The 20459-nt window shown below is 68.8% G+C and carries 20 protein-coding genes; 7 read left to right on the forward strand and 13 right to left on the reverse strand.

The window, feature by feature from the left end; translation table 11 throughout:
* Window positions 1-5: 5 nt before the first annotated feature.
* The 4 genes from ACX80I_RS12990 to ACX80I_RS13005 form a co-directional block, all read right to left on the reverse strand.
* On the reverse strand, window positions 6-935 hold the full coding sequence (locus tag ACX80I_RS12990; protein ID WP_459345536.1) for a carbohydrate ABC transporter permease: 930 nt from the start codon (window positions 933-935) through the stop codon (window positions 6-8).
* A gap of 3 nt (window positions 936-938) precedes the next feature.
* Entirely contained in the window at window positions 939-1889 is a 951-nt protein-coding gene (locus tag ACX80I_RS12995) for a carbohydrate ABC transporter permease (protein ID WP_301225874.1), read from the reverse strand.
* A 96-nt stretch (window positions 1890-1985) separates the two neighbouring features.
* A complete protein-coding gene (locus ACX80I_RS13000; protein ID WP_459345537.1) occupies window positions 1986-3338 on the reverse strand; it encodes an ABC transporter substrate-binding protein in 1353 nt (450 codons plus the stop codon).
* A gap of 283 nt (window positions 3339-3621) precedes the next feature.
* Window positions 3622-4638, reverse strand: a complete 1017-nt coding sequence (locus tag ACX80I_RS13005; RefSeq protein WP_459345538.1) for a LacI family DNA-binding transcriptional regulator — start codon at window positions 4636-4638, stop codon at window positions 3622-3624.
* A gap of 155 nt (window positions 4639-4793) precedes the next feature.
* Between ACX80I_RS13005 and ACX80I_RS13010 the strand changes: the two genes are divergently transcribed.
* Window positions 4794-6068 (forward strand): FAD-binding protein, encoded by a 1275-nt coding sequence (locus ACX80I_RS13010; RefSeq protein WP_459345539.1) that lies wholly within the window; start codon window positions 4794-4796, stop codon window positions 6066-6068.
* A gap of 53 nt (window positions 6069-6121) precedes the next feature.
* On the opposite strand, the gene ACX80I_RS13015 is transcribed toward ACX80I_RS13010, so the two are convergent.
* The 3 genes from ACX80I_RS13015 to yczE form a co-directional block, all read right to left on the reverse strand.
* Window positions 6122-6676: an MBL fold metallo-hydrolase gene (locus ACX80I_RS13015; RefSeq protein ID WP_459345540.1), complete on the reverse strand. Its 555-nt coding sequence runs from the start codon at window positions 6674-6676 to the stop codon at window positions 6122-6124.
* Complete coding sequence (locus ACX80I_RS13020) at window positions 6657-6983, reverse strand: MBL fold metallo-hydrolase (protein ID WP_459345541.1); 327 nt, start codon at window positions 6981-6983, stop codon at window positions 6657-6659. Before ACX80I_RS13020 ends, ACX80I_RS13015 begins: the two co-directional genes overlap by 20 nt.
* Window positions 6984-7075: 92 nt before the next feature.
* Window positions 7076-7696: a membrane protein YczE gene (yczE, locus tag ACX80I_RS13025; protein ID WP_459345542.1), complete on the reverse strand. Its 621-nt coding sequence runs from the start codon at window positions 7694-7696 to the stop codon at window positions 7076-7078.
* A 61-nt stretch (window positions 7697-7757) separates the two neighbouring features.
* Here yczE and yczR point away from each other — a divergent pair, with 61 nt between their 5' ends.
* From yczR to ACX80I_RS13040, 3 genes are all read left to right on the forward strand, one after another.
* Window positions 7758-9167, forward strand: coding sequence for a MocR-like transcription factor YczR (gene yczR / locus ACX80I_RS13030; RefSeq protein ID WP_459345543.1), 1410 nt, complete (start codon window positions 7758-7760; stop codon window positions 9165-9167).
* Between the two features lie 96 nt (window positions 9168-9263).
* Window positions 9264-10373: a spore photoproduct lyase family protein gene (locus ACX80I_RS13035; RefSeq protein ID WP_459345544.1), complete on the forward strand. Its 1110-nt coding sequence runs from the start codon at window positions 9264-9266 to the stop codon at window positions 10371-10373.
* 153 nt (window positions 10374-10526) lie between these two features.
* Window positions 10527-11147 (forward strand): ECF RNA polymerase sigma factor SigK, encoded by a 621-nt coding sequence (locus tag ACX80I_RS13040; RefSeq protein WP_459345545.1) that lies wholly within the window; start codon window positions 10527-10529, stop codon window positions 11145-11147.
* Window positions 11148-11172: 25 nt separating this feature from the next.
* Here ACX80I_RS13040 and ACX80I_RS13045 read toward each other — a convergent pair whose 3' ends face one another.
* On the reverse strand, window positions 11173-13716 hold the full coding sequence (locus ACX80I_RS13045) for an excinuclease ABC subunit UvrA (RefSeq protein ID WP_459345546.1): 2544 nt from the start codon (window positions 13714-13716) through the stop codon (window positions 11173-11175).
* A 137-nt stretch (window positions 13717-13853) separates the two neighbouring features.
* Here ACX80I_RS13045 and ACX80I_RS13050 point away from each other — a divergent pair, with 137 nt between their 5' ends.
* A complete protein-coding gene (locus ACX80I_RS13050; protein WP_459345547.1) occupies window positions 13854-13976 on the forward strand; it encodes a hypothetical protein in 123 nt (40 codons plus the stop codon).
* Window positions 13977-14038: 62 nt separating this feature from the next.
* Here the strand turns inward: ACX80I_RS13050 and ACX80I_RS13055 are convergent, their stop codons facing one another.
* From ACX80I_RS13055 to pdhA, 3 genes are read right to left on the reverse strand one after another with little or no spacing between them, the layout of a single operon-like run.
* Window positions 14039-15589 carry a dihydrolipoamide acetyltransferase family protein gene (locus tag ACX80I_RS13055; protein WP_459345548.1) on the reverse strand — a complete coding sequence of 517 codons (1551 nt, stop codon included), beginning with the start codon at window positions 15587-15589 and terminating at the stop codon, window positions 14039-14041.
* 2 nt (window positions 15590-15591) lie between these two features.
* On the reverse strand, window positions 15592-16659 hold the full coding sequence (locus ACX80I_RS13060) for an alpha-ketoacid dehydrogenase subunit beta (protein ID WP_459345549.1): 1068 nt from the start codon (window positions 16657-16659) through the stop codon (window positions 15592-15594).
* Entirely contained in the window at window positions 16656-17813 is a 1158-nt protein-coding gene (pdhA, locus tag ACX80I_RS13065; protein ID WP_459345658.1) for a pyruvate dehydrogenase (acetyl-transferring) E1 component subunit alpha, read from the reverse strand. The genes ACX80I_RS13060 and pdhA overlap by 4 nt, the downstream gene beginning before the upstream one ends.
* A gap of 219 nt (window positions 17814-18032) precedes the next feature.
* On the opposite strand from pdhA, the gene ACX80I_RS13070 reads away from it, so the two are divergent.
* Complete coding sequence (locus tag ACX80I_RS13070) at window positions 18033-18494, forward strand: Lrp/AsnC family transcriptional regulator (protein ID WP_459345550.1); 462 nt, start codon at window positions 18033-18035, stop codon at window positions 18492-18494.
* A gap of 205 nt (window positions 18495-18699) precedes the next feature.
* Window positions 18700-19215 (forward strand): hypothetical protein, encoded by a 516-nt coding sequence (locus ACX80I_RS13075; protein ID WP_459345551.1) that lies wholly within the window; start codon window positions 18700-18702, stop codon window positions 19213-19215.
* 154 nt (window positions 19216-19369) lie between these two features.
* On the opposite strand, the gene ACX80I_RS13080 is transcribed toward ACX80I_RS13075, so the two are convergent.
* Together ACX80I_RS13080 and ACX80I_RS13085 are read right to left on the reverse strand one after the other, a co-directional pair.
* The gene (locus ACX80I_RS13080) at window positions 19370-19765 is read right to left on the reverse strand and encodes a DUF7793 family protein (RefSeq protein WP_459345552.1); all 396 of its coding nucleotides are present in this window, start codon (window positions 19763-19765) and stop codon (window positions 19370-19372) included.
* Window positions 19766-19889: 124 nt separating this feature from the next.
* Window positions 19890-20387, reverse strand: a complete 498-nt coding sequence (locus tag ACX80I_RS13085) for a helicase associated domain-containing protein (RefSeq protein ID WP_459345553.1) — start codon at window positions 20385-20387, stop codon at window positions 19890-19892.
* Window positions 20388-20459 lie beyond the last annotated feature (72 nt).

The raw sequence follows: 20459 nt of genomic DNA on the forward strand, positions 1-20459 counted from the left end.
GCGGGCTACTTGAGCGAGCCCAGCGACAACCCGCCCTGCCAGTACTTCTGGAGGGAGAGGAAGGCGATGATCAGCGGGATGATCGAGATGAACGCACCCGTGGTGATCAGGTTCCACAGCGCCTCGCCGCCGCTGCCGGCGTTGGAGAGGGCCTGCCAACCATTGAGGCCGACCGTGACGGGCAGCAGCAGCGGGTCGCTGAGGACCGCGAGTGGCAGGAAGAAGTTGTTCCAGGTCCCGACGACGGACAGCAGGAGCACCGTCACGATCGCCGGGCGCAGCAGCGGAAGCGCGATCTGGAAGAACGTGCGGATCTCGCCCGCGCCGTCGATCCGTGCCGCGTCGAGGAGCTCGTCGGGCACCGCCTCCTGCGCGAAGACCCGCATGAGGTAGACACCGAAGGGGCTGAGCAGCGAGGGCAGGATGACGGCCCAGATGGTGTTCACCAGTCCCACCGAGCTCAGGAGGACGAAGGTCGGGATGACCAGCGCCGTGAGCGGCACCATGACGGCGCCGAGCAGGATCCCGAAGAAGGCGCCCCGGCCGCGGAAGTTGTACTTGGCGAAGCCGTAGCCCGCAAGGACCGCCAGGATGGTCGCGCCCACTCCACCGGAGATCGCGTAGAGGAACGAGTTGCCCAGCCAGCGCCAGTAGATGCCGTCCTGCCGCTCGAACAGGCCCTGCAGGTTGCTGAAGAAGTGGAATTCGCTGTCGAACCAGAGCGGTCCGCCCGATCCTCCGAAGAGGCCGGCAGTGTCCTTGGTGCTCGCGACCGTCAGCCACCAGATGGGGGTGATGAAGTAGATGACGAGGATGAGCAGGAAGATGTGCGAGCCGATGCGCGGACCGCCGTTGCGTGCCCGGTTGCGGGAGGCCGATCCGCGGACCTTGCGCCCGCTGTCCTGCTGCTGGGGGGTGTCTGTGACGAGTGCCATGGCTTATTTCAGTCCGCTCTGCTTGCGGGTCAGGAAGAGGAAGAAGAAGGAGAAGACGAACACGACGATGCCGAGGGCGAAGGAGATGGCGGAGGCGTAGTTGAACTGGCTGTAGGAGAACGCCAGGGAGAACGCGTACATGTTCGGCGTGTAGGAGGTCGGGATGGCGCCCTGCGCCACACCCCTCAGCACCTGGGGCTCGGTGAAGAACTGCAGGGTGCCGATCAGGGCGAAGATGACCACCATGACCAGGGAGGACGAGATCATCGGGACCTTGATCCGCAGGGCGATCTGCCGGTCGGAGGCGCCGTCGAGCACCGCCGCCTCGTAGATCCCGGGGTCGATGCCGCGCAGGGCGGCGTAGATGATGATCATGTAGTAGCCGGCCCACTGCCAGGTGACGATGTTCACGAGGCTGCCGAAGATGTTGTCCTGTGCCAGGAATTCCGGTGCCGCGAGTCCGAAGATGCCGAAGATGCTGCTCGCCGGGCCGAAGCGGGGGCTGTAGAGGAAGCCCCACATCAGGGCGCCGATGACGACCGGCACCGCATAGGGGATGAAGATCATCAGTCGGGAGAACTTCGAGGCCCACGTGGTCAGGTTGTCGAGGACGAGGGCCGCGACGAGTGCCACGAGCATCTGGGCCGGGATCATGATCAGGGCGAACTTCGCCACGGTGCCGAGGCCCTGGAGGAAGATCGGGTCGGAGAACGCCTTGATGTAGTTGTCTCCGCCGACGAACCTGTTGCCGGTCGCGAGGGTGCTGGTGAACAGGCTCATCCGGAAGGCATAGACCAGGGGAAGGATGAGGAAGGTCAGGAAGATGAGGGCGAAGGGCGCCACGAACAGCCATCCCCAGCGCTGCTTGCGCCGGTAGTTCCTGTCCGGGCGGTGCTTGACCTGGTGGGGTGCCTCGGCGCGGTGTGACGACGTCGGCGCGGTGGTCGTGGCCATGGTGGTCTTTCCTCGAGCTGTGGGACGGATGTGCGGCGGAAGCCTACCGGGAGCGGTTCGGGAGGGCGCCCGCAGGAGCGGGCGCCCTCCCGCGGCTTACTTGATGGTGAAGCCCTGCTCGGTCGCGTACTGCTCGAGCGAGGCCTGCAGGTCGTCGAGCGCCTGGCTCGCGTCCTTCTCGCCCTGGACCATCGCGTAGATCTCGACGGTCAGCTGGTCGTAGGCGTAGTTCTGGAACGGGCTGAACGTGGCGCCCTCGTAGCCGGCTGCGGCGTCGAGGAAGACGTCCTTGTTGATCTGCTGGCCGCCGAAGAACTCGTACTCCTTGTCGGCGAATGCCTCGGACTCGAGGACGGGAGCGTAGGACGGGAAGAGGGCTCCCTTGTCGACGCCGAGGTTCATGCCCTCCTCATTGCCGAAGATGCCCATGGCGACCTTCGCTGCAAGCTCCTTGTCCTTCGCCTGCTCGGTCACCGCGAAGGTGGAGCCGCCCCAGTTCACCTGGACGGGGCTGGCCGCGTCCCACTGCGGGAGCGGGGCCGCTCGCCAGACGGCGTTCGGATCGGCATCCGACAGACCCTGCAGGTAGCCGGGGCCCCAGGCGGCAGCCAGGTAGACGGCGTAGGAGCCGTCCACGAGCTTGGTGTTGTAGTCGGCCGTGAACGCGTCATCGGTGGCGACGAGGCCGTCCTTCACGAGGCCGTCCCAGTACTCGAGGACCTTCTTGGCACCGTCGTCGTTCACCTTGATGCCGATCTCCTGCGGGTTCGCGGAGTCGTATTCGAACGGGACGGAGCCGGCCTGGGCGAAGAGTGCCTGGTTGAACGCGCGCCCGTTGGTCGGGAAGTCGGCGATGACGGCGCCGTCGCCGGACTCCTTCAGCTTCTTGGCTGCTGCCTCGAACTCCTCCCAGGTGGTCGGCACCTCGATGCCGGCGGCATCGAAGAGGTCCTGGCGGTAGAGCATGCCCATGGGGCCGCCGTCGACGGGGATGGCGTAGACGGCGTCGCCGCTGCTCGCGTCTTCCCAGGCACCCTCTGCGTAGTCCGCCTTGACGTCGTTGGCGCCGAACTCGGTGAGGTCCACGAGCGCATCGCGGATGGTGAAGCTGGAGAGGACCTCGGATTCGAGCTGGATGACGTCGGGGGCGCCGGAGCCGGACTCGATGGAGGTGGAGAACTTGGTGTACTCGTCATTGCCCTGGCCGGCGTTCGTCCAGCAGATCTGGACGTCGTCGTTGGCGTTGTTGAACTGGTCGACGACCTCGTTGAACGCGGGGTACCAGGCCCACACGGTGACCTGGGGGGCCTCGGCGTTGACGATGGTGTTGGTGCAGGACGCAGCTTCGGAGCCGCCTCCGCCGTCGCTTCCGCTTCCTCCGGAGCAGCCGGTCAGTGCTACAGCAGTGGCGGCGACGATGCCTGCCGATGCCAGGAACTTGGCTTTCATATCTCTTGCTTCCTCTCGCGGTGGTATTCCACCGTGGTCCGCCCAGGGGCGGCCGGTCCGGGTACTGCAGGGAGGAGGATCGCCGGGGCAACAGATGCTGAGCCCGCTCGAATCTTCCTTGATCCGGGTCCGTCCTCCTGCAGGTCAGCTCGCCGTGCGAGGGTCTCCGCAAGTGCCGGTTCCGTCATTTACATCGTTGTAGGTAAACGTTGTAGAGAAAGCATGCCGAGTGGGGCGGGTCACTGTCAAGCAGTCGCTCCGATATTTTTTCGGAACCCCCGCCTCACTCGGGCAGGGCCGTGGATTCGCGCTCGATCACCTGGAAACGCGCCTCGAACTCCCGCGGGGCGGTGTCCTGGTCGCGGCCGGAGATGCGCTCCTGGAGGACGCGCACGGCGGTGTCGGCGATCTCGTCCCGGCCGGGATCGATGGTGGAGAGCGTCGGCAGGGAATAGCGCCCCTCGTCGAGGTCGTCGAAACCGATGACGGCGACGTCGTCGGGGATCCTCCGGCCCGCTTCCTGCAGCACCCGCATGGCACCGAGGGCCAGGGTGTCGTTCATGCCGAACACGGCATCGAATTCGACCCCCGACTCGAGCAGCTCCCGCATGGCTGTGGCACCGTTCGAGCGATGCCACAGCGTCGTGTACCCCAGCAGCCGTGGATCGACCGGGATGCCGGCCTCCTCGAGGGCCTGCTCGTACCCGCGCAGTCGGAGGCCGGCGGAACCGATCACCTCACCCTCGTGCGCGCCGACGACGGCGATGCGGCGCCTCCCCTTGGACAGCAGGTGAGCCGTGGCGGCGCGCGCAGATTCGACGTTGCTCATCGTCACGTGGTCGGTCGGCCCCCCGAAGATCCGCTCACCGAGGAGGACGAGCGGGAAGTTCACGTTCAGGTGGTGTGCGTCGTCGTTGGACATCCCGAGGGGGCTGAACAGCAACCCGTCGGTCATCTGGAGCCGGGGGCTCGAGAGGATCTCGAGCTCATGGGCACGGTCCCCGCCCGTCTGCTCGATGAGGACCTTCAGCCCGCGCCGCTCGGCGGCCCGGATGATGGAGTCCGCCAGTTCTGCGAAGTAGCTCAGCGAGAGTTCGGGTACGGCGAGTCCGATCACGCCCGTCCTGCCCGAGCGCAGGCTGCGCGCGGAGAGGTTCGGACTGTACCCGAGCTCGGAGATGGCCTCCATGACCCGCTGCTTGGTGTCCGCGCGGATGTGCTGGTAGTCGTTGATGACGTTCGAGACGGTCTTGATCGAGACACCGGCCGCCAGCGCCACGTCCTTCAGTGTGGCCGCCATGCCGCTCCCTCCTCCCGCCGTGATGCCCTGTACGTCACGCGTGAGGTGAGTCTACAACGATGTAGGATGGCCGGGCACCGTTGACGAGGTGGTGCCAGGTTTCATCCCATCGTCTTTCATCCCATCGTCGCGATACCGGCCAGAGAAGGACCACCATGATCGAGGAACAGGTACGGGACCGGCTCAACTGGGCGGGGAACTACGGGTACCGCGCCCGCACGATCGAGCATCCCACATCGCTCGCCGACCTCCAGCGGACGGTGGCCGGCGCCACGCGCGTCAGTGCGCTCGGCTCGCGCCACTCCTTCAACGACATCGCCGACAGCCCCGAGACCCTCGTGTCCCTGGACGTGCTCGATCCGGGCGTCGACGTCGATGAGCGGGCGCTCACCGTCACGGTCGGCGCCGGGGTGCGGTACGGGGTCCTCGCGGAGCACCTGCAGCGCCGTGGCTTCGCCCTCCACAACCTCGCCTCACTCCCCCACATCTCGGTCGGCGGCGCCATCGCCACGGCCACCCACGGTTCGGGGAACGCCAACGGCAACCTCGCCACGGCCGTCGTCGGACTGGAGTTCGTCACCGCATCCGGCGAGGTCCGGAACGTCGCGAAGGGGGACGCGGACTTCGACGGGATGGTGGTCGGTCTCGGCGCACTCGGTGTCGTCCACCGCGTGACCCTGCGCATCGAGCCGACCTTCGAGGTGCGCCAGGACGTGTTCACCGGGGTGCCGTGGGACGCGGTCCTCGCCGACTACGATGCCGCGACCTCGTCCGCCTACAGCGTCAGTCTGTTCACCGACTGGTCCGGGGACACGATCGGCCAGGCCTGGCTCAAGAGCCGGCTCGACAGCGGCTCCGGCGTGCCGGAGAAGTTCTACGGCGGAGCCCCCGCGGAGCGCGCCCTCCACCCAGTGCCGGGCGTGGCCGCCGACCACTGCACGCAGCAGCTCGGCGTCCCCGGACCGTGGTCGGACCGTCTGGCGCACTTCCGGCTCGCGTTCACCCCCAGCAACGGGGATGAACTGCAGACCGAGTACCTCGTGGGAAGCGGGCACGCCGTCGAGGCGATCCAGCGGATGCGCGAACTCGCCCCGCGGATCACCCCCCTGCTGCAGGTCTCGGAAGTGCGGTCGATGGCGGCGGACGAGCTGTGGCTCAGCACCAACTACCAGCGCCCCGGGATCGGCCTGCACTTCACCTGGAAGCCCCTGCAGGACGAGGTGGAAGCACTCCTGCCCGAGATCGAGGCCGCGCTTGCCCCGCTTGAGGCCCGCCCGCACTGGGGCAAGCTGTTCGCTGCCGAGGCCGCACAACTCGCGCCGCTCTACCCCCGCTTCGACGACTTCCGTGCGCTGGCCCTGCGCATGGACCCCGAGGGCAAGTTCCGCAACCCCTTCCTCGACCGCACGATCTTCGGCGCGACGCCCTAGAAGGTCAGGTCACCGCTCCGGCGGTCATCGAAGAAGCCGCCGCCGGCCCCGCGCTAGTGCTTGCGCGTGAGCCACTTCCAGTGCGCCAGCGTGCGCAGGCGGATCAGCAGGACCCGCGACTGCTCGGGACCGTACGGCAGGATGGGGATGGCCTTCGTCACGTCCAGGGACGCCTCGTCCATCGCGAGGCGGGTCACGCGGACGGCACTGCGCATCTTGTTCATCTGCGTGATGACCTCGGCCACGGCTACGGGCTCGCCGTGTCCGGGTACGAAGACGTCGTAGAGGTCCTCCAGCGCCACCATCTTGCCGAGCGTCCGCACCCAGTCGGTGGGGAACGAGTCCTCGAACGCCGGGTCGGCCCCCTCTTCGACGAGGTCCCCGGTGAAGAGGACGTTGCCCGCTCCGACCAGGAGGTCGTGGTCGGTGTGGCCCCGGCCGAGGTGGAACAGGGTCACGGATACGCCGCCGAGGTCGAGGTCCACGGGTGCCCCGTCCACCAGGCGATTGGCAGGCAGGACGTCCGTCTGGGCGCCGTCCCCCACGCCCATGGCGGGCTCGACGGCGGCAACCAGCGCCCGCTGTTCCTCACCGGTCTCTGCCTGCACCGAGCTGCAGCGCGACGTCGCCCAGAACTCCTCGACGCCGCGAGGCGAAGTAGCTGTTGCCGAAGAAGTGGTCGGCATGAGCGTGCGTGTTGACGACGATCAGCGGCAGCGCCGTGACGTCCCGCACGTGCGCGAACACCTCGGCGGCACCGAGGGGGCCGGCACCGGTGTCGACGACGAGCGCCCGGTCCGCCCCGACGACGAGCCCGATGTTCATCCGGAAACCGGCGGTGCGCAGCACGTAGATGCCCTGCCCCACCTCCCGCCAGGGACTGAGGTTCTCGGCGGCGGGGACAACGGTGATCATGGGATCCTCTCGGTGGCGGCAGGACTACCAGTCTAGGTCGGCGTCCGCCGGTCACCTCCGGCTCCGCGAGGGAGTTCCGCGGGCGCCGGGAATCAGCCGACCGCGAGCTCCGGCACCGGCCGGGGACGCTCGGGGATGCGGAACAGCGGCAGCGCGACATTCACCAGCGGCCCGATGAGGAGTGCGAAGGCCACCGTTCCGAGGCCCACCGATCCTCCGAGCAGCCAGCCGAGCAGCAGCACCGTGCCCTCGATCGCCGTGCGTACGAGCCAGATCGGCAAACCGAAGCGGTCGTGGAGACCGGTCATGAGACCGTCGCGGGGGCCGGGGCCGAGGCGCGCACCGATGTAGAGCCCGCTTGCGGCGGCCAGCAGCACAAGTCCCCCCGTGAACAGCAGGACCCGCGCCCACAGCGCGCCCGGCTCGGCCAGGAGCGCGAGGCCCACCTCGGCGCTCGGTCCCACGAGCAGCGCATTCAGGATGGTCCCGATGCCGGGTCGCTGCCTGAGCGGTATCCAGAGCAGCAGGACGATCAAGCCGATGATGTTGGTCATGAACCCGAACGGGATCCCGGTCCGGAGGGAGCTTCCCTGGCTGAGGACGTCCCACGGCGACACCCCGAGGGTGGCCCGGATCATCATGGCGAGCGAGAAGCCGTAGAGGAAGAGGCCGAGAAGGAGCTGCAGCCCGCGCCGGGCGCCGAGAAACGTCATTCTTCCAGTAGAGCCGTTGATTGGACTTACATCAAGATGCCAATCGTGGCATCGTGGCCCCATGATGGTTCTACCCGCCCGCCGCCTGGTCACGGAACTCGGCGCCTGGCGCTCCACCGGACCCGCCTACGTAGCCCTGGCGGACCGCATCCGGCTGCTCGCCCTGGACGGCCGGATCCCCCTCGGCACACGGCTGCCGGCGGAGCGCGAGCTCGCCGCACAGCTCGCCGTCAGCCGCACCCTGGTGGCCGCGTCCTATGCGCGGCTCAGGTCTGCCGGCTACATCGAGAGCACGCGGGGTTCGGGAAGCGTCGTCGCCATGCCCGGCCGCGGTGCCACGCACGACGACGGCGGCAGCGCCGTCGTCCTCGACCTCAGCAAGGCGACCCTTCCGGCGGCGCCCCAGGTCGGTGAGGCCGCGGCCAGGGCAGCGGCGGAGCTGCCCGCCTACCTGAATGCGAGCGGCTACGACCCGCACGGACTCCCGCGCCTGCGGCAGGCCCTCGCGGACCGGTACACGGCGCGCGGCGTCCCTACCGGTCCGCACCAGATCATGGTCACCCTCGGTGCACAGCACGCCATCGCGCTCATCGCGCGAACCCTGCTGAAGCGCACCGATACGGTGCTCGTGGAGGCACCCAGCTACCCCCACGCGTACGAAGCCCTCCGGTCGGCCGGCCGGCGCCTCATTCCCGTGGCGGTAGATGTGCACCGCGGCTGGGACGACGAGGAACTCGACCAGGCCGTCCGGCGCGCGCAGCCGGCCCTGGCCTATGTCATGCCCGACTTCCACAACCCGACCGGCGCCGTCATGCCCGCCGAGCAGCGGCAGAGGCTGATGGACGCAGCCGCGCGCCAGGACACGGTCGTCGTCGCCGATGAGACGATGGCCGAGCTGCGCATCGACGGCGGTGCGGAACTCCCCCTCGCCGCCTACGGGCCGGCCGTCCTGATCGGATCCATGGGCAAGACGGTCTGGGGCGGACTGCGTATCGGGTGGATCCGCGCCGGGGAGGAGCTGATCCACCGGCTCGTGCAGTCCCGGTACGCGCAGGATCTGGGGACACCGATCCTCGAGCAGCTGATAGCTCTCGAGATGCTCGGGAACTATGACGAGCTGCTGCGGTTCCGCGCGGGCCAGCTGGCGGAGGGCCGCGCGAACCTCGAGGCGCTCCTGCGCGGGGTGCTGCCGGAGTGGGAGGTCCCGCGCGTGTCCGGCGGTCTGTGCACGTGGGTCAACCTCGGTGCGCCCGTCAGTTCGCAGCTCGCCCTCGCGGCCCGGGACCGTGGGCTGCTGCTGGGAGCGGGGCCGCGCTTCGGCATCGGCGGGGTCTTCGAGCGCTTCCTCCGCGTCCCCTTCAGCTACCCGCTCGAGGACACGCGCCGGGCCGTCGACATCCTGTCCTCCGCCTGGCACTCGCTGGATCCGGGGGTGCCGGTCCGGGACGACTTCGCCCCGGCGCTGGTGTAGGGCCCTTACTGCCGCCGATGTCCTTCCCTGCGTCGAGAGCCCTCCGGGACCGGAAGGGACGGAACAGACCCGCCGTCCCGGTTGTTGTACAGGGTGATGACGACACTCCAGGAACTGGATCTGACCTCTATCTCTCCTCCGCGTCTGTGGGTCCCCCGCCATGTGATGATCACGCGCGCTGCGGCGGATCTTCCGCACACGGCCGAGATCATCACGCGGTGCGAGCGTGCGGGGGTCGACGACATCCGGTTTCTTCCCGGAAATGCGCTCACAGGCCTCCGCGGCGCCAATGAGCGCGAGACCTATGCGTCGGCGAAGAACACGCTTGCGGTCGTCGTAGCCCCTCCCAGCGCCCTCAAGCCGCAACCGATCCCGCCGAGCGCTGACTGGCGGATCGACCTCGCCAGGGGCTGTCCTGCCCACTGCCAGTACTGCTACCTCGCCGGGTCCCTGCAGGGGCCGCCCGTGACCCGCGTGTACGCCAATATCGATGATGTGCTGGACGGCGTACGCACTCATGCCGGCAGGGGTTCCGTCACCCACGGGACCCGAGAGCGCGGGAACGAGGGGACGACCTTCGAGATGTCCTGCTACACCGATCCACTCGGCATCGAGAACGTCACCGGTTCGCTTGCCGCCGCCATCTCCCGCGTCGGTGCCGGTGAGTTCGGTCGCGACGTGCAGCTGCGGTTCACCACGAAGTTCGACGACGTCGGCGAACTGGTGACCCTGGACCACGGGCGGCGGACGCGCGTACGGTTCTCGGTCAATGCCGCAGAGGTGGCGAACCGCTTCGAAGGCGGAACCGCGCGGATGCTCGCGCGCCTCGCCGCTCTCCGCGCGGTGGCGACCGCGGGCTACCGGGTGGGCTTGACGATCGCCCCGATCATGCCGATCCCCGGCTGGCGGGAGCAGTACGGCGCGTTGCTGGACGATATCTCCGCCGCGGTCGCCGGCATCGACGACCTAGATCTCACGGCCGAGATCATCACGCACCGCTTCACCCCCTCGAGCAAGGAGGTGCTGTTGGGGTGGTACCCGAAGACCAAGCTCGAGATGGACGAGGATCTACGGAGCCAGAAGCGTTCGAAATTCGGCGGAGTGAAGTACGTGTACCCGAAGCAGACCATGGCGGAACTGCGGGGGTGGTTCACGGAGGAGCTCGAGCGGCGCCTGCCGGCTGCCCGGCTGCTCTACTGGACCTGACGCGCAGGCACTGGTTCCGGTGGCGGGGTCTCTGGTGGCGCCCTGCAACCTGTGGTTGAATGTCCTTAGGTTACTTAGCAATCAGTCGGGTCGTGGCGCACAGTGTCGTGGGCCTCTGATTGACCGTGGTGGTTCCTAGAAGGTCTCAGTCATATGCTCACTGCTCCGCTGCCGGTCCTGTCCCCTCGATCGAGTCCGCCCGATCCATCTGCCCGCGCCGGCGGTCCGGTGTCGGTGGGTCCGTTGCTGCTGCGTGTCGCTGACGGTGATGTGGCGGCGTTCACCGCACTGTACGAGTGCACCTCCCGCCGTGTGTACGGACTGGTGCGCAGGGTGCTGGTGGACGCGGAGATGAGCGCCGAGACGACGCAGGACGTGTACCTCGCCCTCTGGCAGGGTGGAGCAGCCCGTTTCGAACCCGCCCTGGGCTCGGGGATGTCATGGATTCTGACGCTCGCGCACCGCCGCGCGGTGGACAGGGTCCGCGCCGAGGAATCCTCCCGCGCCAGGGATCTGAACTGGGGCATCAGGAACCGTGACGTCGACTACGACCAGGTCGCCGACGCCGTCGTCCAACGGGCTGAGACCGACGCGGTCCGGGCGGGCCTGGGAATGCTCTCCGCAGTGCAGCGTGAGGCCATCGACCTCGCGTACTACGCGGGCATGACCTATACGCAGGTCGCCGACCATCTCGGCATCCCCGTGCCGACGGCGAAGACCCGAATCCGCGACGGCATCAAACGTCTCAGCTCGTGCCTGCAGGAATCCGCCTGACCGCAACGGGAGGGGATGCGGAACGTCACGCTGCAGGAGGGCGCCCGTCGAGATAGTCCGCGAGGTAGGGCGCCGTGACGCTCGTCCCCGAAGCCAGCGCGGCAACCTGCTGCGGAGTCCCGGTGGCGACGATGCGGCCACCGGCCGAGCCGCCGCCGGGACCGAGGTCGACCACCCAGTCGGCTGCGGCGACGACGGCCATGGTGTGCTCCACGACGACGACCGTGTTGCCGGCCTCCACCAGCTTCCGTAGCTGGGCGAGGAGCAGGACGACGTCCGCGGGATGCAGCCCCGTGGTCGGTTCGTCGAGCAGGTAGAGGGTGGAACCGCGCCGGGCACGCTGGAGTTCGGTCGCCAGTTTGATGCGCTGGGCCTCCCCTCCGGACAACTCGGTGGCAGGCTGGCCGAGCCGCAGGTAGCCGAGCCCCACTTCCCGGAGCGTGGCGAGGGAACGGGCCGCGCCCGGGACATCGCCGAGGAAGCCGGCCGCGTCATCGACCGTCATCCCGAGGACGTCGGCGATGGTGCGCCCGTTGAACTTCACCGACAGGGTCTCCTCGTTGTAGCGGGAGCCGTGGCAGGTGGGGCAGGGCCCGTAGCTTCCGGGCAGGAAGAGGAGCTCGACGGACACGAAGCCTTCGCCCTGGCAGGTCTCGCACCGGCCGCCCTGCACGTTGAAGGAGAACCGGCCCGCACCGTAGCCCTCCGCCCTCGCGGCGGGCGTCGCCGCGAAGGCTTTCCGCACCGCGTCGAAGAGCCCCGTGTAGGTGGCGAGATTCGAGCGCGGTGTCCGGCCGATCGGCTTCTGGTCCACGCTGACCAGGCGGTCGATGCGTTCGAGTCCGCTGATGCGTCCGACGACGGTGGCCGCCGAGTCGGCGACGTCGTCGCCCGGCTCGCCGTCGGCCGGCGTGTCATCCCGTACCCGGGACCCGACCGCCTCCGCCAGGACCTTGCTCACGAGCGTGGACTTCCCGGAGCCGGAGACACCGGTCACTGCTGTCAGCACTCCCACGGGGATCTCCGCGTCCAGCCCCCGGAGGTTGTGGCGGTGGATCGCCTCGAGCCGCAACCACGCGGCCGGCGTCCGCACCTCGCCCTGCCCGTCGCGGGACGGCGCCGTCCCGGACAGGAAGGGTGCCGTCAGGGAATCGGGGACGTCCGCCAGTCCGTCGGCGGGCCCGCTGTAGATGATGGTGCCTCCGCCCTCCCCGGCGAGCGGTCCGACGTCGACGATCCAGTCCGACCGTCGGACGACGTCCATGTTGTGCTCGACCACGAAGACGGTGTTCCCCGCGTCCTTCAGGGCCTCCAGCACGGCGAGGAGCGGCTCGACGTCGGCGGGATGCAGGCCGGCGGACGGCTCGTCGAGCACGTAGACCACACCGAACAGGCCCGAACGGAGCTGCGTGGCGATCCGCAGCCGCTGCATCTCACCGGGCGAGAGCGTCGGCGTAGCCCGGTTGAGGCTCAGGTACCCCAGGCCGAGGTCGACCAGGACGCCCAGCCGCTGGACGAGGTCCCGGCTGATGGTGACGGACACCTCCGTACCCTCGCCCGAGGAGGAGGACCGGTGCGCGGCTGCCGGGTGCTCGATGGTCGCCGCGGGCTCTAGCCGGGCCGCCAACTCCCCCAGCGGCAAGGCGTTGGCGTCAGCGATCGAGAGCCCGCCGAACGTCACGGCAAGCGCCTCCGGGCGCAATCCGCTGCCTCCGCACACGCCGCAGGGCCCGGATTCCAGAAAGGGCAGTACGCGGTCGCGCATCTGCTGGCTCTTGGAGTCGTGCAGCGTGTGCAGCACGTAGCTCTTCGCACTCCAGAACCGCCCCTTGTAGGGCTTGGCCACACGGTCCCGCTGCGGGGTGACCTCGACGACGGGCTGCTCCTCGGTGAACAGGAGCCAGGCCCGTGCCTCCTCCGAAAGGTCCCGCCAGGGGACATCGATGTCGTGGCCCAGCTCGCTGACCACATCACGGAGGTTCTTGCCCTGCCAGGCACCGGGCCAGGCCGCGATGGCGCCTTCGCGGATCGTCAGGGACGCGTCGGGGACGAGCGTCTTCTCCGTCACCTCCCGGGCGATCCCGAGTCCGTGGCAGCGGGGACATGCTCCGGCGGCCGTGTTGGGCGAGAACGCGTCCGACTCCAGCCTGCCCGCTGCATCCGCCGGGTACGTCCCGGCCCGTGAGTACAGCATGCGGAGGGAGTTCGAGAGCGTGGTCAGGGTGCCGACGGTGGAGCGCACGCTCGGCGTGCCGCGGCGCTGCTGGAGGGCGACGGCGGGAGGAAGCCCGGTGATCGACCCGACATGCGGCGTGTGCCCCTGCTGGATGAGCCTGCGCGCGTACGGAGCCACGGATTCGAGGTACCGCCGCTGGGCTTCCGCGTAGATGGTCCCGAAGGCCAGCGAGGACTTCCCCGAGCCCGACACGCCGGTGAAGGCGACGACGGCGTCCCTCGGACAGTCGACGTCGATCCCGCGCAGGTTGTTCTCGCTCGCGCCGCGTACCCGGACGAACCCGTCCCGGACACTCGACAGCTCGGCAGGGGCGTCGTTCAATGATTCGATCACCAGCCCCACCCTACGGTCCTTCGACCGCCCCGGGGCACGGCCACCGGAATCATAGGTCGCCTGGAATCGAAGCGGAAGGCGCACGAGGCCGGCGGATTCGCATCGACCGGCCGATGTCCTCCTCCCAGGGTGGTGGAATGGCTGATATCAACGAAGAGTTCCCCACCCTGGACGACCTCAACCCCGACAACGACGCCCTGCCGCGCCCCTCCCGCCAGACCCACGGGAAGGCCGACGACCATGTGGACGACGACGTCTGATGCCGGATCGCTGATACCCGTCGCCGCGACCTCTTTTCGGTGAAGCTTTCGGAGGGGCGCGGCTACAGGTCGGCGAGCATTGCCCCCGGGTCCTCCATCGCGTCCGCCACGAAGCGCAGGAACCCACCCGCGGTGCCGCCGTCGCAGACGCGGTGGTCGAACGCGAGCGTCAGTTCGGTCACCTTGCGCACCGCGAGCTGCCCGTCCACCACCCAGGGACGATCGAGGATGCGGCCCAGGCCGAGGATCGCCGCCTCCGGGTAGTTGATGATCGCCGCGCTGCCGTCGACGCCGAACACGCCGTAGTTGTTGAGGGTGAAGGTGCCCGAGGACAGGTCCGACGGGGAGGCCTTGCCCTCACGTGCGTTGGCGGCAAGGCGTCGGATCTCCGCATCGAGCTCACGGGCGGACAGGGTGTCCGCCCGGCGGATGCTGGGCACCACGAGCCCCCGCTCCGTCTGCGCGGCGATCCCGAGGTTGACGCCGTCCACCCGCACCACCTCCTGGGTGCCGTCGCCGCCCGTAGCGATCCGGCTGTTCAACTCCGGGTACCGGGCGAGGCCCGCGACCACGAAACGGGCCACGAAGGCCAGGATGCCGGGGACCGCGTCGGGTCTGCGTCGCTTCATGACCTCACGCAGCTCGACGAGGGCCGTCACGTCGACGTCGACCCAGACCGTCGCCTCCGGGATCTCGCGCCTGCTGCGGGTCATCGCGTCAGCGATGGTCCGGCGGGCCCCCCGCAGCGGTGTCCGCTCCAGCACGGCGAGCCCCGAGCGGGAGTCGAGCCCATGCGACTGCGGCGGATGGACGCGGGAATCCTCGCCCGTGGACGGCCGGTCACCGGTCGGTCCGGCCGGTAGGACCGCGCCGGATCGATCCCCCGATCGCGCGAGGGCCTGCTCCACATCCCTGCGCAGGATAAGCCCCTCCTCCCCCGATCCGGGAATGGTCTCCAGGCGCAGTCCGTGATCCCGGGCCAGCCTGCGGACCAGCGGAGACACGCAGAGGGGTGCGAGCCCGCGGGCCGCTGCCGGAGGCGATGTCATAGGAGCCGCCCCGGGGTCCATGATGGCGGTCAACCCGGTGGCCGGTGCGGACGCGGCAGGACGGCTGCCCTTCCTGCGCGGACGGGTCCGCCCTCCCGTGAGGCCGCCGGGGGTCCCGTACCCGATCAGCACGTTTCCCGAACCCGCACTGCCCGCGGGCCGGTCGTCCATCCCCCGGGCCACCGGCGCGGGAACCCCCGCCTCCTCCCGCATCTCGGCTGCCGCTTGCCCGAGGGACTCCTGCGCAAACTCCTGCGCGGACCCCTCACCGGGAGTCGGAGCGGGAATCGGGGAGTCGACACCCTCCGGGCGCACCGACAGGAAGGGCGCTCCGACGACCAGTACCTCCCCGGGCTTGCCGTGCAGGACAGCGACGGTGCCCGCGAAGGGCGACGGAACCTCGACGACGGACTTGGCGGTCTCCACCTCGGCGACCGGCTGGTCGACAACGACCTCATCGCCTTCGGCGACGAGCCAGGACACGAGCTCCGCCTCGGTCAGGCCCTCCCCGAGGTCGGGAAGGGTGAAGACCAGGATCTTCGGGGTGATGGTCGGCACGCTCACGGTCAGTCCTCCCACTGCAGGTCGTCCACGGCGTCCAGGATGCGGTCGACGCTCGGCAGGTAGAAGTGCTCGAGTTTCGGGGAGGGGTACGGGATGTCGAAGCCCGTGACCCGGAGCACGGGTGCAGCGAGGGAATGGAAGCAGCGCTCCTGCACCCGCGCCACGATCTCCGAGGCGACCGAGGCGAACCCCGGGGCTTCGGCGATGACGACGGCGCGCCCGGTGCGTCGTACGCTCTCGCAGACGGTCTCGTCGTCGAACGGGACGATGGACCGGAGGTCGATGACCTCGATCGAGCGCCCCTCCTCGGCGGCAGCGGCAGCTGCTGCGAGAGCCGTCGGAACGGATGGGCCGTAGCTGATGAGGGTCGCGTCGGTTCCGGCACGGGCGACGACGGCGCGGCCGATGCGCCGGGGTGCCTGCCCGTCGTCGACGGTTCGCCGGAGCTCCGCGAGGTCGACGTCCTCCCGCGACCAGTACAGCTTCTTCGGTTCCAGGAACACCACCGGATCCGGGGACGCGATGGCCTCGCGCAGCAGGAAGTAGGCATCGCGCACCGTCGCCGGAGCGAGCACCGTGAGGCCGGGCGTGTGCGCATAGTAGGCCTCGGACGAATCACAGTGGTGCTCGACGCCGCCGATGCCCCCGGCGTAGGGGATCCGGATGACGATCGGCAGGGGCACCGCGCCCCGCGTGCGGTTGCGCATCTTCGCGACATGGCTCACCACCTGCTCGAAGGCCGGGTAGGCGAAGGCGTCGAACTGCATCTCGACCACGGGCCTCATGCCGTTCATGGCCATGCCCACGGCCATCCCCACGATGCCCGCCTCGGCGAGCGGCGTATCGAAGCAGCGTTCCTCCCCGAACCTGGCGGTGAGGCCGTCGGTGATGCGGAAGACTCCGCCGAGCACCCCCACGTCCTCGCCGAACATCAGGACGGTCGGGTCAGCCTCCATCGCATCCGCGAGCGCAGCATTGAGTGCCTGTGCGAAGGTCGGGGCGGCCTTGACCGGACCGGGCCTGGACCGTTGCGGGGAGCCCGTCGAGGGTGCCTCCGTGGTCTGCGTCATCCCAGTTCCGCCTCCGCCTGGTCCCCGGCTCCCGCTGATGCGGCCTCCGCATCCCGCGCGAGTTCCTCCCGCAGCTGCTCCGCCTGCTCACGCAGCTGGGATGTCTTCTCGGCGTACACGTACTCGAACAGCTGTGCCGGGTCCACGTCGGCGTCCGTGTTCAGTCCCCTGCGGATGGTGGCGGCAATCGAATCCGCCGCGTCGGACAGGGCGTGCTCGCCCTCGTCCGTGAGCAGGGTCAGCCCGCGCAGGTAGGTGCGCATCCGCAGGATCGGGTCCCTGGGCACCCAGCGCTCGACGTCGTCTGCCGAGCGGTAGCGCGTGGCATCATCGGCGTTGGTATGGGGGTGCATCCGGTACGTGTGCGCCTCGATGAGCGAGGGTCCGCCGCCATCGCGCGCGCGGTCCACCGCGGCTCCGAGCACGGCGAGCAGGGCAGCGAGGTCGTTGCCGTCGACGCGCTCGCCGGGCATCCCATAGCCGATCGCCTTGTGCGCGAGCGAGGGAGCGACCGTCTGGTGCTCGAGAGGAACGGAGATCGCGAACTCGTTGTTCTGGACGAGGAACACCACGGGGACGTGGAAGACGGCCGCGAAGTTCATCGCCTCGTGGAAGTCACCCTCGCTGGTCGCCCCGTCCCCGCACATCGCCAGGACCACGGTGGACTCACCGCGCAGCTTGGCTGCGTGGGCCACCCCGACGGCATGCAGCAGCTGGGTGGCGAGCGGCGTGGTCTGCGGTGCCACCCGATGCTCGTGCGGGTCGTAGCCGCCGTGCCAGTCGCCTCGCAGCAGGGAGAGGACCTGGAGAGGATCGACGCCACGGGTGATGACGGCGACGGTGTCGCGGTAGGTGGGGAAGAGCCAGTCCTCCTCGGTGAGGACGACGGCGGCGGCCACCTGGCAGGCTTCCTGGCCGTGGGACGAGGGATAGACCGCCAGGCGCCCCTGCCGGACGAGGGCGTTGGCCTGGTCGTTGATGCGGCGGCCCGCGACGAGGCGTCCGTAGGCGCTGAGCAACAGCTCCCCGTCCGGCAGCGGGTAGCGGTCGTCGTGGGTGTGGCATCCCTCCGGATCCACCAGCTGGACGGGCTTCGCCGACGGGAGCAGTGTGATGTCCAGATTCGACCGGGTCCCACCGGCCGACGCCTCCATGCTTCCGCGCCCATTCGTTGCCGTACTCATCCCGCCTCCATCTTCGACCGCCCGCGGCGGCTCTGCTACGAGGCGCCGGGCGGTAGCTCCGACGCTGGATGCTGTGTAGGTCCAGTATGCGCAGGCGCTTCTTTTGTATCCATGGACTGCGGGAAGTGTGGATTATCAGGCGAAAAGCGCCCTATCGTTTGGACGAATCGGTAGTGTGAACTGCATTACATGAAGGAGTGTGGACACGTGGCGGATGGTGGCCTGGACGACGTCGATCGGAAGATCCTCGCCGAGCTCACGAGGGACGGCCGGCAGTCGGTCACCTCCGTGGCGGAGCGCGTGCACATCTCGCGCGCACATGCCTATTCACGGATCGCGAGACTGACCGAGGACGGCGTCCTGACCCGGTTCACCGCGATCATCGATCACGCCAAGGCGGGGCTGCGATCCTCCGCCTACGTCACCCTCAAGGTGCGGCAGGATTCGTGGCGGGAGCTCCGGGACAGCCTCCGGACCATCCCGGAGATCCATCACATCGCACTGGTGGGTGGCGACTTCGACGTGATCCTCCTGGTGCGGGCCGAAGACAACGTCGGGCTGCGACGCGTCATCTTCGACCAGTTGCAGTCGATGCCCGGCGTACTCGACACGCAGACGTTCCTCGTCTTCGAGGACCTCGACACGCGCTGAGTTCAGGCTTTTGGAACGGCGGCGGGGAGAAAAGCAGTGCGCTCGTCCGAATCACCGGGCTCCCGGGATAGTTGCCGCCTTGTCCGGCCCTTGACCCTGTCATGGTGCGGTGAAAGCCTTAGTCGGCGCGCATCTGGATGGTCTCACGGCAGGGACTCGTCCCGTTCCAGAGTGGGGAATCAACCAGTCGCGAAGGAGCAACTCCATGAACAGCAGGCTCGCACCAATCGTTCTCGCTGCCGGACTCGTCGCAGGCGCCGGTCCGGCCGTCGCCGCAGAAAAACCCAACGTCCCGGCCCCGTATCCCACGGAGCCTTTCGTCCTGCAGGATGCTTTCGGGTTCGACTGCCCGGGTTTCGACGTCACAGCCCAGCTCACGGGGAAGATCAAGACCATCGACCTGCCCGGCCCCCGGACGATCGAGATCTCACCGGGTGCCAAGGTCACCCTGACCGGCGTGTCACCGACCGGCGAGACCGGGCCGACGGTGACCTACGTCATCACGGGTTCCGCGCATACCCTCACCCTGCCCGACGGCTCGCAGGAGATCAGATCGATCGGAAGGAACCTCGTCAGGGTCCCCCAGACCGATGACCATTCCGAAGGCCTCTTCCTCACGGCGGGCAACGTCAACTTCGCCCTCAACGCGGATGGATCCGAGAAGAGGCTGTTCTCCGGCTCCGGCACGGTGACGGACGTCTGCGCGGTGCTCGCACCCTGACCCGCTCAACTCGGCAATCGCAGGCACTTCCGGCAGTGGCTGGACGTGCCTGCGGCCTGTCCGGGTCCCGATCATGGGTAGAACGGAGCCGAGCAGCCTTTTCCGCTTGTCGGCGTCCGCCCGTCGGCGCCGATGCGGCCCGGAAGCAGCGGAACTACGGCTTGGTCGGCCCTGACCTGGAATCTTCCAGCGAAGCCCGCAGCCACTCGTACGCGCTGGCTTCCGAGGTGAAGAAGCGGGTGGGATGAACGGCACGGCGGGCTCCTGCCGCCAGCACCTCGTCCATGGGCCCATTCCCCAGCAATGCCGCCGCGACCACGAGTGCCTCCGCATTGAACGCAGCACGCGCACCGGGGTGAAGATCGACGATCTCGGTCATCTCGACGAGGATCGCGTAGGGGCGGCCGCCCGAGAGCTGCCTGCTCACGGCGAGGACGGACAGTGCGTCGTCGGGAGTGATCGCCACGCGCCCAGCCCAGGCGAGGTGCTGGAGGTCCGAGCCCACCAGCCGGACCGTAGCCCTTCCACCCGCTGCCGCCAGGCTTTCCATGGTCCCCCTTCGGACGACGCCTCGACGTCCGCGCTTGCCGCACTGCCGCGGAGCGCGCGATGACGCCGGATGTGCCAGAAGATACCATGACGACCGGTCCGAGGGACGCTTCCGGTCCGAGTGGTCAGCGCGAGTGGGCGAGGATTGCGGCTCTGCGGGCTTCCGCCGTGGCAGCCGCTTCCGCCGCCCTTGCCGCTTCGGCCGCTTCCGCCGCCTGCACGAGGTGACGCAGGGCAGCGGCCGGTTCGGCAGTCGAGCGTCCGGCGAGCTGCGCGTGCAGCCAGGCCGCCAGGCGCTTCTCTCCGGCCGACTGCGGCGACGTCAACGACGGCAGGCGCCCCTCCTCCTCCAGGAAGTCGGCGATGCTCTCGACCTTCAGCCACACCGCACCGCTGTGGCTACTGTCGCGCTGCTCCCGCGTCTGCAGCAGCCCTGCTTCCTGCAGGGCGAGTACGCGGCCGGCACCCAGCTTCCCGGCCCGCACCGACTTCCGCTGCTCCTCGAGCCAGAGGGCGAGCCGGTGCTCCCCGGGCGAGGCTGCGCGAGCGGAGGGTTCCCGACCTTCGGCGGCGACGAAGGCCGTCAGGGCCCTCAGCCGAACCTCCCAGGATGTCGTCGCCATGGAATGGCCTCTCGGAAGCAGGAATCGGACGTCAATAGTGAGTTTACTGATAAGTATGCTTACTAACTACAT

The sequence above is a fragment of the Arthrobacter rhamnosi genome (assembly GCF_054510855.1).